The sequence below is a fragment of the Streptomyces sp. NPDC052225 genome (assembly GCF_040679615.1).
Taxonomy (GTDB): Bacteria; Actinomycetota; Actinomycetes; order Streptomycetales; family Streptomycetaceae; genus Streptomyces.
In genome coordinates this window covers 251,420-263,968 of sequence record NZ_JBFAVD010000002.1, presented here as the reverse complement: position 1 = coordinate 263,968, position 12,549 = coordinate 251,420, and the positions used below count along the sequence as shown (strand labels likewise).

Here is a 12,549-nt window from a genome sequence, read left to right as displayed (position 1 = left end):
CCCGAAGCGGCCAAGCAGGGTCCGGGCCGGGTGCCCGCCACCGGCCCAAGGGCGGCGGGCACCCGGCGGCGGACGTCAGGCGCGTACCGAGAGCCGGACGAGCCGGACGCCCGCCCGGGGCGTGCCCCCGACCGCGAACGACACATAGCGAGCCGAGCCCTCGGCGGCGAGCGTGCGCACACGCCCTCGGCCGTCGGTCCTGCCCACGGAGCGGTACGTGAGACCGTCCTCGCTGAACTCCACCGCACCCTGCGGCGCGCCCGCCGCCGTCCACGCGGCCTCCACCCGGCGCACCGGCACCACGGCGCCCAGGTCCACGACGAGGCGCCCGTCCGGACCCGGGGTCCACGCCGTGTCCGCGTCGCCGTCCACGGCGGCCGCCGGATCGGACATGCCCTCCGGCAGGGGGCCGGTGGGGAACACCGTCCTGCCGAGCGCCAGATCGTCGAAGGGATAGGCGGCGGCGCCGCGCAGCGTGGCTGTCGTCTCGCGGCCCGGCCGCACCACGGCCACCGTCCCGCGTCCCCGCGCCTCGACGCGGACCCGGCAGGACGCTCCGGACAGGCGCACGGTCGCCCCGTCGACGACGTGCACCCGCAGCCCCGCGGGCAGCGCGCCGCCCGCGACCGGCGAGAGCGTGACGCGCGGCGCGAGCACGGCGCCCTCCGCGGCGGGCAGTTCGGCCTCGTACGCGATCCCGTCCCGCGTCACCGTCTGCACACCCTCGAAGAACAGCGTGCGCGGGCCCCGCTGCCGCAGCTCGACGCGCGCGGACACCGCACCGTCCGACAGGTTGAACAGGCTCAGGTGGTCGTCGGTGAACGCCGCCCGCACGGCGTCGTGGTCCGGCACCGGAGCGGGCGCATCCGCGTGGGTGCGCAGCGCGGACACCGACGCGGCGGGCAGGCCCTCGACCACGAGCGGCGCCGCCGGCCCGTCGGCCAGGACGATCGTGTCGTCGGACACGGTGAGCGGCAGCTCCGTACCGCGCACCACGAACCCGGCCCGGCCGTCGACGTCCAGCCAGCCGCCACGGCTGCGCACCGCCGGCGTCGGCCACGCGGCGAGATCGGCCCAGTCCGTGCCGTCCGCCGAACCCTGCACCCGGTAGGCGCGGCCGGCGGCCGCCTCCCAGCGCAGCGTCACCCGGTCGATCTCGCGCGCGGAGCCGAGATCCACCGCCAACCAGCTGTCGACGCGGGGCCGGTCGGCCTTGGACACCGCCCAGCGGCTCGCCGCGTCCCCGTCGACCGCGAGCCCCGGCGCCTTCCCGGAGTCGTACGACGATGCCGTCGCCGCCGCGCCACGGGCGAGGTCGGCGCCGTCCGCGCCGTCGCGTACCTCGAGGGCGTACAGCGAGTACCCGTACGACGGATCGGGGCGCACCCCCAGCATGCGGACGTGCCGCACCGTGGTCGCGGGGAAGGTGAGGTCGTCGACGCGGCCCGGTCCCGCGGCGGGGGAGGAGTCCTTGGCGCGCACGGTGGCCTCGCCCTCCGCGAACCGGTAGGTGCGCGCGCCGTCGAGGCCCGCCATGCCCGGCATCGTCAGATTGTGGATCTCCACATGGCCCTCACCGGCGGCCGTGCCCGTGCTCGCGTAGACGACGGCGCCGGTCGGCAGCGTCGCGAAACCCGCGTACCCCTGCTCCAGGCGCAGCACGGTCGCGCTCGCGTCGTAGCCGTGGCGCACGGACTCGTACCGCCGCACCGACCGTCCGACGACCTGGCCCGCCGTCGTGGGCAGGAACATCGGTGTCGCGCCGCTCAGCCGGAACAGCCAGTCGTCGTGGGCCGGCTGCCAGGCGAACTTCACGAAGCCCGGCTTGCTGACCGCGCCCGCCCACGCCGCCGGCGTCTGGTGGGAGACCAGACCGGGACCCGTCCCGAAGTCCGTCACGCCCGCCGCCTCGGCGAACAGCTCGGCCCGCGTCAGCGGCTCCACCCGCCGTCCGGCCGCGGCCGCCCACACGTGCAGCAGATAGCTGATCGCGATCTCGGCGCGCGCCTCCGGCTCGTACTTCGGCTCGCCCGAGAACTTCGCCATCCGGTGCTCCGGCGGGTACTTCTGGTACGCCTCGAGGCGGTCGGCGAGCTCCCGCTCCGCGCGCGCCGCCGCCCGGTCGCCCGCCACCTGGGCGAGGAAGGCGAGCGGGATCACGTCCCTGCCGTAGAGGTGCTCGCGGTCGTTGACCATCGGCATCAGCGGCTCACCGGCGTCGCTCATGACGCCGAGCAGGGTGCGCCACAGCGGCCGCGCGTTGGGCTGCTCCGTCAGGACCTCGGGCAGCGGACGGCCGGCCGCGAGGAAGTGGGCCGCGTTGCGCCCGGAGGTGCGCCACAGCTCTTCCTGGTAGTGCGGGCCGAACGAGCCGTGGTTCTCCACGATGAACGTGTCGTACAGGTTCCGGGCCGTGTTGGCGGAGACGGGGACGCCGTCCACGCGCGCAGGGTTTGCGAGATCCGCCGGCGGCAGGCCGGCCTCGTTGCGCGACCAGGTCCCGTACGCGGACGCCCAGGCGGCGTGCCGGGAGTCGTCCGGCGCCCAGGCCAGGGCGGGCGCGAGGGTCTGGGCGTACAGGCCCATCTCCTCCAGCTTGGTGTCCCCGACATGCCCGCCGGCCAGCCCGTTCGGCGTCCAGTCGCCCGAGGCGGGGTCGTCGCCGGAGCCCAGCCCCTGGGTGTAGGCGGCCTGTTCGCGCGTGATGGTGTCGATGTGGGCGCGCGTCGTGGCGTCGAGGTCGTCCCACAGCAGCCGCGCGGCGAGCAGGAAGTACGACTGGAACGTCGTGTCGAAGAACAGCTTGCGGCCCCACTCGCTGCCGCCGGTGAGCCGGTTGGTGGCGGCGAAGCGGCGGATGGTGGCGAGCGTGCGCCGCTTGAGCGTGTCGCGGTCGATCCCGGCCAGGCCCTCGTCGTACGTGCCGTGGGTGAGCAGGACGGCATGCCCGAGGACCACGGCGAACCCGAAGTCCTTCCCGGTGTACGCCCCCTGGGCCTCGTCCCACTGCGTCTCCGACCAGTGCGTGTGGTCGAGCAGGACCCGGTGGTACGTCGCCGCGACGGCGTCCGGGGGAGTGCCGTCGCCGTCGGCCGCCCGTGCCGCAGCGGATCCGAGCGTGGTGGGAAGGGCCGTCAAGGCGCCGGTGACGCCGATCAGTTGGAGGAACCTCCGGCGGTCGACCGGGGGGAGAGCGTGCGGCACGGGTCGGGCCTCTCTGCATGGACAACGTTGTCAACGAGGAATGGCCTCATTCTTGGGTCAGGTGGGGTGGACGTCAACGGGTGGGACGGGAGTTGCCGCGACATCGGTGGCCGCGCGGGGGATTGGCGGGCCGCCGCCGGGGCACTCGACCGGTGCGCCCCGCCGTGTCTCCCCCGTCGCGGCGGGGCCCATGGAACGTCTCCCCGGACCCCGCCTCCATCAGCGCCTCGCGGTGCTCGGCGCCGCCGTGTCAGAGCATGATGAGAATTCGCGTATTCGGCTTGAGTTTCCTGTTCACCGAGCGGCTCTGCACATACACCTCCAGCTTGGGATTGTTGCCCGCTTTCACGGAGACGGTGCCCTGAATTCCGGTGCCGAACAGAAGGCTGCGCGCCGCATCTCCCGTATAGGCGCGATCGGTGTCCTTCTCGACGACGATGACTTCTTTGTTCAGCTGAACTTGTGCCCGGGCGCCCAACTGGTAATAGCAGGAGCCCCGTTCATAGCTGACTCCCGGATGCGAGTCGACGAACGGCCGGATCTCCATCTCCTTGTCCACCTTCAGGAGCCGGTATTTGTCCGCAGGAATCGGTTCGAGATTCGCCCGTACCTCGTCGACGGATATGTCCTGGCCCACGGCGAAGAGGTTCTTCGTGCCGCGCACCCCCTGCTCCCGTCCCCGCAGGAAGCTGGTGGCGGCGGCGCGCACGGTGCCGATCGCCTCCTCGACACCCTTCTGCGAGTCGGCGTCCCAGATCGCGATGTTCCCCGCGGGGAAGCCGTAGTTCTGCGCGGTGCGCTTGGCCAGGGAGTTCGGCACGAGGATCGCCGAGGTCCAGTGCCCGGGGAGGCCGCGCATCGTGGCCGTGATCCGGTCGAGCCACGGACCCAGGATGGTCATGTCGCCGTCGTGCCGGCGGTCTCCGCCCGACGCGTTCTCCTCGCCGTCGGTGACCACGATCTGGAGGAAGCTGTGCTCGCCGTACTCCTCCCATATGTGGCCGAGATCGTCGAGCGACTTGAGGGAAGCCTCGATGAGTGCCGTGGCGCCGTTGTTCACCTGATACAGGCCGCGCATGGACGGGAGGTGCTTCACGTCCATGTCCCACACCAGGTTCTCCACCCGGTGGTCGAAGGAATAAAGGCTGATCCTCGTCTCGTGACCGAGGCTGTCGGATTCCGCCTTCAGGCCCGCCACGAACTCGTCGACCACACGAATGAGTTGACTCTCGTGCGGTCGCATGGAACCCGAACAGTCCACCACGAGCGCGACGTGATTCACCTTGTGCTGGATCTTCTTTGCGGGCATGTCTGTGCTCCCCCTCCGGAGTTCCCCGAGTGATGTATTCACTCTATGGGGAGGCACTGACAACGCCCTTGGGAGCGGGACGACTTACCCGCCGGAGGGCCCCGCTTTGACAGGAGCGGGGGAACCCGCTTCCTTCACGAGGCGGTCACCCGCGTCGAGGGTCTCCCAGAGCTCCTTCTCGACGCGGATCTTCTTGCGCGCACCGTCGGCCAGCCGGAGCTCGACGTAGTGATAGAGGTTCGAGCCGTCCGTCGCCCTGCGCGTCTTGTCGACGACGACGCCGTCCCACACGTCGTCCTTGTGTACTTTGCGTGAGCTGAACATACGTCCACGGTAACGGCGATGCCCGGCTTGCGCCGGGCATCGAGGACTCGCTCCGTCGTGGTCGGGCCGCTTCGGCCGGCCCGTGGTCAGTCCGTGGCGAGAAGGCCGTTGCGCAGGCGCGTCAGGAGCCGGCTGAGCAGCCGGGACACGTGCATCTGCGAGATGCCGAGCTGTTCGCCGATCTCCGCCTGGGTGAGCTCCTCGGCGAACCGGAGCCGGATGATGTCCCGCTCGCGTTCGTCGAGACCGGCCAGCAGCGGCGCGAGCGCGTGGAAGTCCTCCACCAGCTCCATGCGCTCGTCCTCCTCGCCGATGAAGTCGGCGAGGAGGGTGTCGCTCTCGTCGTTCCCGGCGCCGATCGTCGCGTCGATCGAGGCCGCGTGGTAGCCGTTGGACGCCTTCTGGGCCTCGACGACCTCCGTCTCGGGCAGCTGCATCAGCTCGGCCAGTTCGGCGGTGCTCGGCGTTCGCCCGAGCCGGGTCGCGAGTTCCTCGTTGGCCTTGGCCAGTTCGACCCGGGCCTCCTGGAGCCGGCGCGGCACGTGCACGGCCCAGGACGTGTCACGGAAGAACCGCTTGATCTCGCCGGTGATGTACGGCACGGCGAACGTGGCGAACTCGACCTCGCGCACGAGCTCGAACCGGTCGATCGCCTTGATCAGGCCGATCGTGCCGACCTGGACGATGTCCTCCATCTCCTCGACGCCGCGATGACGGAACCGGCCCGCCGCGTACCGGACGAGGGAGAGGTTCATCTCGATGAGCGTGTTGCGCACGTACTGGTACTCGTGCGTGCCCTCTTCCAGGTTGGCCAGGCGCTCGAAGAAGCGACGTGACAGAGTGCGGGCGTCACGGGGTGCGACCTCTTGCGCGCATCCGGCCTCGAGGAGTTCCTCGGCCGTGGTGTGCATGAGGGGTCCGGTTTCCGTCAGCGCGGTCATTCGCCCGACCTTCCCTGTCTGTTGGCGTGCTTATGCGGGTGCGAGGCTCCGCTTACCCCGGAACCGCGCGCCTACTCGGGAGAGTTGGGTGAAGATCTTCAGCGGCGGCTCAGCGACGGCGCAGCCGGCCGAGCCAGGCGCGGGCCTGCGCCCGCTTGCGGGGGTCCGCGGCCGCGCGCCGCGCTGACGCGATCGTCCGCCGTCCCTGCGGGCTGCGGCTGTACTGCTTGATCCGGTTCACGATCCCCGGCATGGCACCTCCAAGGGTGGGCGCTCGGAATGTCCGTGGGCGACGGTTACCCGTGAAGGACGTCCGTACGCGCCGAGCGATGGCCCGGGACGCGGGGCTGACGCGGTGTCACCGGCTGAACCGAGGGGGGAACGCATCCGCCCCGGCCGTGAGGGAGCTGTGGCCGGGTCGGACACGTGGCCACCGCCGTGTGTGACGGCGTCGGACCCGCCGCCTGACTGCCCACGCGGCGCCCGACTCCCGTAGCGCATCGGCTCGGCCTCCCCGCTGCCTGAAGTCTGCGACGCACACGCCGCCGCGGGCAGGGGCCGACCGGCCCCGTCGCGGGTCCGGACGGCCCTCGTCAACCTCTCGGTCCCGAGGGCCTGTTGGGGCGCGGGAGAGGGGAGGGGCCCGAATCGGTGCGGGTCGCCCTCTGCCCGGCGTGACGGCGCAGGAGTACGGTGGGAAGCAGACCGTGGAACATCTCTCGCCGTCAGCGCGGCGAGTGTCTTTCGGCGATCTCTCGGGTCCGAGGTGGGACCCTGCGCCAGCGGCTGCTTCACGCGGGACCATGGGCCCGCATTCTTGAGCACCGCCACGGCCCGTGTGGATGCGGCTTCTCCGATCCGGACCGTGATCACCCCGTCAGGGGTGCGCGAGCGGTGCGCGGCATGGCGGGAATCCCTGATGCGCGGCTACTTCATCGACGATCAACTCCTGATCACCACTCTTCACCACGACGACGGGGTGCGCCTGTTCGGCGAGGTCCTCGGCGCTCACAAAGCCCCCCTGGCGCTGGCCGTGACGGAGTACGCGCGGACCGCGGACGAGATCACGGTGGACCTCACCCGCGTCGACTTCCTCGCCAACGGCGCCCTCGAGACGCTGGTGGCTCTCGCCCGCGGCCTGGAGCCGCCGCAGTACCTGTGCCTGGTGGCCGGGGCCGGGCTCGACCTCGCCGAGCGGCTGGCGACTCGCGGCTGGGACGCCATCGACACGCTGCGGCTGCGCGTCGCCTGAACGCATCCCGGGGCCGCGCGCGTGGCGTCCTCGTACCTAGGGGGCGGTGGGCGGTTCGAGCCGGGCCAGCCATGCGGTCAGCAGGGACGTGAGGGTCTCGGCGTCGGACGGCGGCAGGGCGTCGAGCAGGCGGTGCTCGTTGCGGATGTGGTCGGTGAACGCGCGGTCGAAGAGGTCACGGCCGGCGGCGGTGAGGGCGACGACCCGGCCGCGCCCGTCCCCGCCGGAGCGGCGGCGCGTGACCAGGCCCGCGCGTTCCAGTCGGTCGATGCGCTTGGTGATGGCGCCCGTGGTGACCATGGTGTGGGCGGCCAGTTCGCCCGGAGCGCGCTCGAAGGGCTCGCCCGCCCGGCGCAGCGCCGCCAGCACGTCGAACTCGCCCTCGCTGAGGCCGTACCGGGCGTAGACGGCGCACAGCTCCTGAGTGAGCAGCGTGGCGATCCGGTGCAGGCGGCCGATGACGGCCTGCGGACCGACATCCAGGTCGGGGCGCTCACGCCGCCACGCGGCCTGGATGCGGGCGACGTGATCCAGCTCCGCGGGGGACGGCTTGTCTTCCATGGAAGCTATATTACCTTCCATGGAAAATACTTACCGGTGGAGTGCGGAAAATACCTACCGGTGGGGCGCCGTCGCGGCGCTCGCCCCGGTGGCCTGGGGAGCCAACTACTTCGTCACCCACCAGTACCTGCCCGCCGACAGCCCCTGGTGGGGCGCCGCGCTGCGCGCCCTGCCCGCCGGATGCCTGCTCCTCGCCCTGACCCGCCGGCTCCCGCGCGGCGCCTGGTGGTGGAAGTCCGCCGTCCTCGGGCTGCTCAACACCAGCGCGTTCTTCCTGCTCGTCTACCTGGCCTCCCACCTGCTGACCACCGGGACCGCCGCGACGCTCATGGCGCTCTCGCCCCCGGCCCTGATGCTCAGCGCCTGGGCCCTGCTGTCCGAACGGCCCCGCGCCGCCCCCCTGGCCGGCGCCGCGGTCGGCCTGGTGGGCGTGGCCCTGATGCTCGCCGGACAGGCCGGGGCGCCCAGCCTGTCGGGGCTGCTCGCCTCGACGGGGGCGCTCGCGTCGTCCTCCGTCGGCTACGCGCTGTCCAAGCGCTGGGGCACCGGCCCCGGTGTCCTGCCCACCACCGCCTGGCAGTTGATGTACGGGGGCCTGCTGCTGGTCGTGGCCGCCGCCGTGTTCGAGGGGGCGCCCCCGCCCCTCACCGCGCCGGGCGTCGCGGCGCTCGGCTACACGTCCGTGATCGCCACGGCGCTGGCCTTCGTCGCCTGGTTCACCGGCCTGCGGCGACTGCCCGCCGCGACCGTCGGCCTCATCGGCCTGCTCAACCCGCTCACCGGCGTCTTGCTCGGCACCGCGCTCGGCGGCGAGGCCCTCACCGCGCGCCAGGGAATCGGCATGGCCCTGGTCCTGGCCGGCATCATTCTCGGCCGCCCCGGTCCCCGCCCCGCGGCGGGTGCAGACGGGCCGCGTGACCGGGGACGTACGTCTGGGGACCCCGTGGCGGACGCTGGTACCCCCACGCCGCGGGCCTCCCCGGAAGATCGAGCGCGGGCGGCGGGATGCACCGGCAGGGGACCGTCGACAGGAGACGGGTGATCATCTTGAGCCGCGCCCGCCGCTTGTCCTCGCTCTCGGCCACGTCCCACGGCGCCACCGGGCGCGGACAACTTCCTGCGCCGGGTGGGGTCTTCGCGGCGACGCCGGAGCCGCTGCTCCTGCACGGCGTCGCTCACGGAGAACCGGTACGTGCGCAGAAGTACGCCGTCCTCGACCAGGAGCCGCTCGAAGTTCGGGCACTGATGAAGGAACCGCCGGTGCTCGGCCGGGGTGCCCTGAATGCTCCACGCCCGCCAGCTTGCACCGACTGCGGAGGTGCTCGGCGACTCGCTTGATCGTGCCCTCCGTGCGTACCCACTGCTGGAGCTTCACCAGCTCCGTCCGCAACCGGTACGACGCCCGCTCATACACGCCCTTGTTCACCGGGGCCCCTTCCTCGGGCACGTGCGCAGCCGACGTCAATGCTGGAGCGCCGGCGCCTCGGTGGACGCACGTCGCGTGGCGCTGCGGTACGTGGAGATGCCCAGCGCGAGGATCCAGTAGCTGAGGATCGCACCCATCAGCGCCGTGGTGCCCCAGCCGTTCGCGGCATAGAAGTTCGCCGGGTCGTTGCCGAAGAACAGCGATGGTACGAAGGCCAGGTTGATCCCCGCGAGGACGTACGCGGAGCGGCTGGTCCAGCGGGGCAGCAGCGCGGTGCGCGAGATCGCGAAGCCCACCGCGGTCAGGAACAGCGCGAGCATGAGGCGGCTGATCGTCCCGTAGAGGATGTACGTGCCGCTGACCGCGATGGTCGGGTCGATCGGCCGGTCCGCTTCGATGACCGCGCCGGCTTCGAGGCCCATGGAGACCAGCGTGATCGTCGCGTAGACGAGACCCGTGGCGAACGCCAGCGTGCCGGCCCACTCGTAGGCGGGGTCGGCCCGCTTGACCAGCTCGCGGAAGGCCGCCACGAACACGACCAGGAACGCGAGCCCGACGATGCCGATGAGCAGCCGGGACAGGACGTTCGCGTCCGGCGGCGGCCCCGAGTAGATGAAGTAGAGGGGGACTTCGATGATGAGGGAGCCGGCGGTGACGATGCCGGCGACGCCGGTCAGCCGCCTGGCCAGGATGTCGCTCATGAGAGTCCTTCCGGGATCGCGGGGGAGTGGCCTGCTCGTCGGCCCGTTGCCGACGACATGAATGCTGCCGCTCCCGGCGCGCCCCGTCCCTGGGCCTGGACACCGGAGGAGGGGTGGTCCTGCCGACACCCTCAGCGGCCCGATCGCGGCCGGACGCGTGGGGCCAGGGCCGCGCGGAGCGCCGGGACGAGGGCGGCGCGCGCCTCGGACGGGGTCAGGGAGGACGGTGTGGGCAGGGGATTGAGGTACCGCGTGTAGATGAGGCCGCCGAGGACCGTCACCGCGGCCGTGGCCCGGGCGGTCGCGTCCCGCCCGCCGAGAAATTCAACAAGCCGGAGCAGCAACTCCCGTTCCAGGTACTCGCGGACGACCTCGGCCGCCTCGTCGCCCCGCGCGGTGAGCCGACGGAAGTCCGCGTCCTCCCACAGGTCCGTCACCGCGTCGATCAGGCGGTCGGGCAGCGTGCCCGGATCGCCGTCGAGCACCCCGTCCAGCGTCAGTGCCTGAGCGCACTGGACCTGCATCACGTCAGCGAACAGGCCCTTCTTCGAGCCGAAGTGATACGCGATCAGCGCCGGATCGACCCCGGCCGCCCCGGCCACCGCGCGCACGGTGGTGCTCCGGTAGCCGCGTTCCAGGAACAGGGAGCGGGCCGCGGAGACGATCGACTCGCGCGTGGGCGGCGCGCCCCGGGGACGGCCTCGGGGGCGTACGGCGGCAACGGTGGCGTTATTCATCAGCGTTGAGCCTGCGCAGCGGGGGTCGGCACAGTCAAGGGCGTTCCGCGCCGCACCTCCGGCGTGACCCACACGAAGGGATGCCCCCTCATGCGTATCGCCGTCTTCGGTGCCAACGGACCCACCGGCCGCCACCTCACCGACCAGGCCCTCGCCGCCGGGCACGAGGTCGTCGCCGTGACCCGCCGCCCCGGCTCCCTGCCCGCACGCCCCGGCCTCACCGTGGCCGTCGCCGACGCCACCGACCCCGACGCCGTCGATGCCGCGGTCGACGGCACCGACGCCGTGCTCTCGGCCCTGGGCGCACGCTTCAGCAAGGACACGATCACCACGTACTCGGCGAGTGCCACGGCTCTCACCGGCGCCATGACCCGCCACGGCGTCAAGCGCCTGCTCGTCGTCAGCTCCAGCGTCGCCGACCCGCACTGGCGGCCGACCGGCGCGCACTTCTTCAACCACGTACTCGACCCGCTGGTGAACCGGCGCCTCGGCCGCACCCTCCACGAGGACATGCGCCGCATGGAGACGGTGATCCGGGAGACGGACCTCGACTGGACCCTCGTAAGGCCGTCGGGACTCTTCGAGCACCCGGCCGTCACCGACTACCGCACCGCCGAGTCCAGCGCCGACGGCGTCTTCACCGCCCGCGCGGACCTCGCCGCGAGCATGCTGCGCGAAGCCGAGGAACGCCGGTACGTGCGCACGGCGATGGGCGTCATCACGACGGCCGTGAAACCCAACATCGCCAAGCTGATCTGGAACGAGGGCGTGAAGAAGAAGTGACCCGCGGGGCGCCGCCCTCAGTCGGCGGGGCGCCCGGTGCCGAGGCCGGTGCCGAGCACCATCTGTTCACCGATCCAGGAGGTGTACGCGCGCTCGCTCCAGCCGCAGCCGTGGACCAACGCCTCATAGTGGGCGGGGTCGTTGAACAGCCACACGACGTCCACGGCGCGTTCGTGATCGAGGTCCGGCGGCCGGGGGCCGAGCGTCTCGGCGTGCCGGACGACCATCTCGGCACCGGCCCGGCGATTGCGCCGCATCGTCTCCCACAGTTCGGCCGGCTCGGGCCCCTCGTCCGCCGCCCGCCGCACCACCTCGAAGATCGCGGCGGCACGCGAGCCGATGAGGCAGCAGACCCCCGCGTACGCCTCCAGGACCGCACGTGGAGTCCGTGCGTCCCACACCGGCCGGAACCAGGGACGCTCGGCGACCGGCACCGCCTCGTCGTCACCCGCCAGCGCCTGGTCCACCACCTGGCGAAGCAGCGCGGCCTTGGACCCGAAGGCGGCGAAGACGGTCGGGCGCGCCACCGACGCTTCCCTGGCGATGTCGGCGAGCGAGGCACTCGCATACCCGCGGGAGACGAAGAGCCGGCTCGCCGCCGAGACGATCGCCCGCCTGGTCTGCCGGGACTGCTCGCTGCGCAGCGGCGAGTCGTACCGGCGCCGCTCCTCGCCGCCCGAACCGCTCTTGACGCCCATGAGCCGCAATAGTAGCGTGATATTCGATAGACGCTGTCTCTCCAAACCTCCCCCCGGGAGGCGGTCATGCCACCGCTCAACCGTCCTTACGTCCTGGAGAGCGCCGAGGGTCAGGACCTCTGGTTCGTCGGCAACCTCGTCACCTTCAAGGCCACCGGCGCGCAGACCCGCGGCCGGCTCACCGTGGCGGAGTTCCTGAATCCCCCCGGCTTCGCCCCGCCGCTGCACCGGCACCTCGAAGAGGACGAGATGTTCTACGTCCTGTCGGGCACGGCCCGCTTCCAGTGCGACGGCGAACAACTCACCGCCGGTCCGGGCGACTTCGTCCTCTTTCCGGTCGGCCTGCCGCACACCTTCCTCGTCGGCTCCGAGGAACCCCTGCGCTGTCTCCAGATCACGACGCCCTCCGGATTCGAGGACTTCGCCGCGGCCGTCGGTGCTCCCGCGCTCGAACACCGGCTGCCCGACCCGGCACCCGTCGACCCCGCGGTCCTCGGCCACGCCGCCGCGACCCACCACATCGAGATCCTGGGCCCGCCCCCGGGCGCCCTCGACTGACCCCGCACCACCGGGCCTCGCGGAACCCCGTCCGTCCCACGACGCGTCTTGGCCA

Annotated in this window: 12 protein-coding genes and 2 pseudogenes; 4 read left to right on the top strand and 10 right to left on the bottom strand. The window is 72.0% G+C overall.

Annotated features, from left to right (window positions below):
* Positions 1-75: 75 nt before the first annotated feature.
* The 5 genes from AB0L37_RS04400 to AB0L37_RS04380 all read right to left on the bottom strand — a co-directional run bounded on the left by AB0L37_RS04400 (position 76) and on the right by AB0L37_RS04380 (position 6,031).
* Positions 76-3,204 (bottom strand): discoidin domain-containing protein, encoded by a 3,129-nt coding sequence (locus AB0L37_RS04400; protein ID WP_365499903.1) that lies wholly within the window; start codon positions 3,202-3,204, stop codon positions 76-78.
* A 250-nt stretch (positions 3,205-3,454) separates the two neighbouring features.
* Complete coding sequence (locus tag AB0L37_RS04395; protein WP_365499900.1) at positions 3,455-4,513, bottom strand: vWA domain-containing protein; 1,059 nt, start codon at positions 4,511-4,513, stop codon at positions 3,455-3,457.
* 84 nt (positions 4,514-4,597) lie between these two features.
* A complete protein-coding gene (locus AB0L37_RS04390; RefSeq protein ID WP_365499897.1) occupies positions 4,598-4,837 on the bottom strand; it encodes a hypothetical protein in 240 nt (79 codons plus the stop codon).
* A gap of 86 nt (positions 4,838-4,923) precedes the next feature.
* On the bottom strand, positions 4,924-5,748 hold the full coding sequence (locus AB0L37_RS04385; protein ID WP_365500569.1) for a SigB/SigF/SigG family RNA polymerase sigma factor: 825 nt from the start codon (positions 5,746-5,748) through the stop codon (positions 4,924-4,926).
* Positions 5,749-5,887: 139 nt separating this feature from the next.
* Positions 5,888-6,031, bottom strand: coding sequence for a hypothetical protein (locus AB0L37_RS04380; protein WP_365499894.1), 144 nt, complete (start codon positions 6,029-6,031; stop codon positions 5,888-5,890).
* 612 nt (positions 6,032-6,643) lie between these two features.
* Here AB0L37_RS04380 and AB0L37_RS04375 point away from each other — a divergent pair.
* Positions 6,644-7,030, top strand: coding sequence for a hypothetical protein (locus tag AB0L37_RS04375; RefSeq protein WP_365499891.1), 387 nt, complete (start codon positions 6,644-6,646; stop codon positions 7,028-7,030).
* 36 nt (positions 7,031-7,066) lie between these two features.
* Here the strand turns inward: AB0L37_RS04375 and AB0L37_RS04370 are convergent, their stop codons facing one another.
* Positions 7,067-7,591, bottom strand: a complete 525-nt coding sequence (locus AB0L37_RS04370) for a MarR family winged helix-turn-helix transcriptional regulator (RefSeq protein ID WP_365499888.1) — start codon at positions 7,589-7,591, stop codon at positions 7,067-7,069.
* Here AB0L37_RS04370 and AB0L37_RS04365 point away from each other — a divergent pair.
* A pseudogene (locus tag AB0L37_RS04365) lies at positions 7,590-8,450 on the top strand (DMT family transporter); the annotation flags it as partial. The gene AB0L37_RS04370 and the pseudogene AB0L37_RS04365 overlap by 2 nt on opposite strands.
* 4 nt (positions 8,451-8,454) lie before the next feature.
* On the opposite strand, the pseudogene AB0L37_RS04360 reads toward AB0L37_RS04365, so the two are convergent.
* From AB0L37_RS04360 to AB0L37_RS04350, 3 genes and pseudogenes are all read right to left on the bottom strand, one after another.
* A pseudogene (locus AB0L37_RS04360) lies at positions 8,455-9,038 on the bottom strand (hypothetical protein).
* 14 nt (positions 9,039-9,052) lie between these two features.
* Positions 9,053-9,718, bottom strand: a complete 666-nt coding sequence (locus tag AB0L37_RS04355; RefSeq protein ID WP_365499885.1) for a hypothetical protein — start codon at positions 9,716-9,718, stop codon at positions 9,053-9,055.
* 131 nt (positions 9,719-9,849) lie between these two features.
* Positions 9,850-10,455, bottom strand: coding sequence for a TetR family transcriptional regulator (locus tag AB0L37_RS04350; RefSeq protein WP_365499882.1), 606 nt, complete (start codon positions 10,453-10,455; stop codon positions 9,850-9,852).
* Between the two features lie 90 nt (positions 10,456-10,545).
* On the opposite strand from AB0L37_RS04350, the gene AB0L37_RS04345 reads away from it, so the two are divergent.
* Positions 10,546-11,238 carry an NAD(P)H-binding protein gene (locus tag AB0L37_RS04345; protein ID WP_365499879.1) on the top strand — a complete coding sequence of 231 codons (693 nt, stop codon included), beginning with the start codon at positions 10,546-10,548 and terminating at the stop codon, positions 11,236-11,238.
* A gap of 17 nt (positions 11,239-11,255) precedes the next feature.
* On the opposite strand, the gene AB0L37_RS04340 is transcribed toward AB0L37_RS04345, so the two are convergent.
* Complete coding sequence (locus tag AB0L37_RS04340) at positions 11,256-11,936, bottom strand: TetR/AcrR family transcriptional regulator (protein ID WP_365499876.1); 681 nt, start codon at positions 11,934-11,936, stop codon at positions 11,256-11,258.
* A gap of 66 nt (positions 11,937-12,002) precedes the next feature.
* Here AB0L37_RS04340 and AB0L37_RS04335 point away from each other — a divergent pair, with 66 nt between their 5' ends.
* Entirely contained in the window at positions 12,003-12,494 is a 492-nt protein-coding gene (locus tag AB0L37_RS04335; RefSeq protein ID WP_365499873.1) for a quercetin 2,3-dioxygenase, read from the top strand.
* Positions 12,495-12,549: the final 55 nt, after the last annotated feature.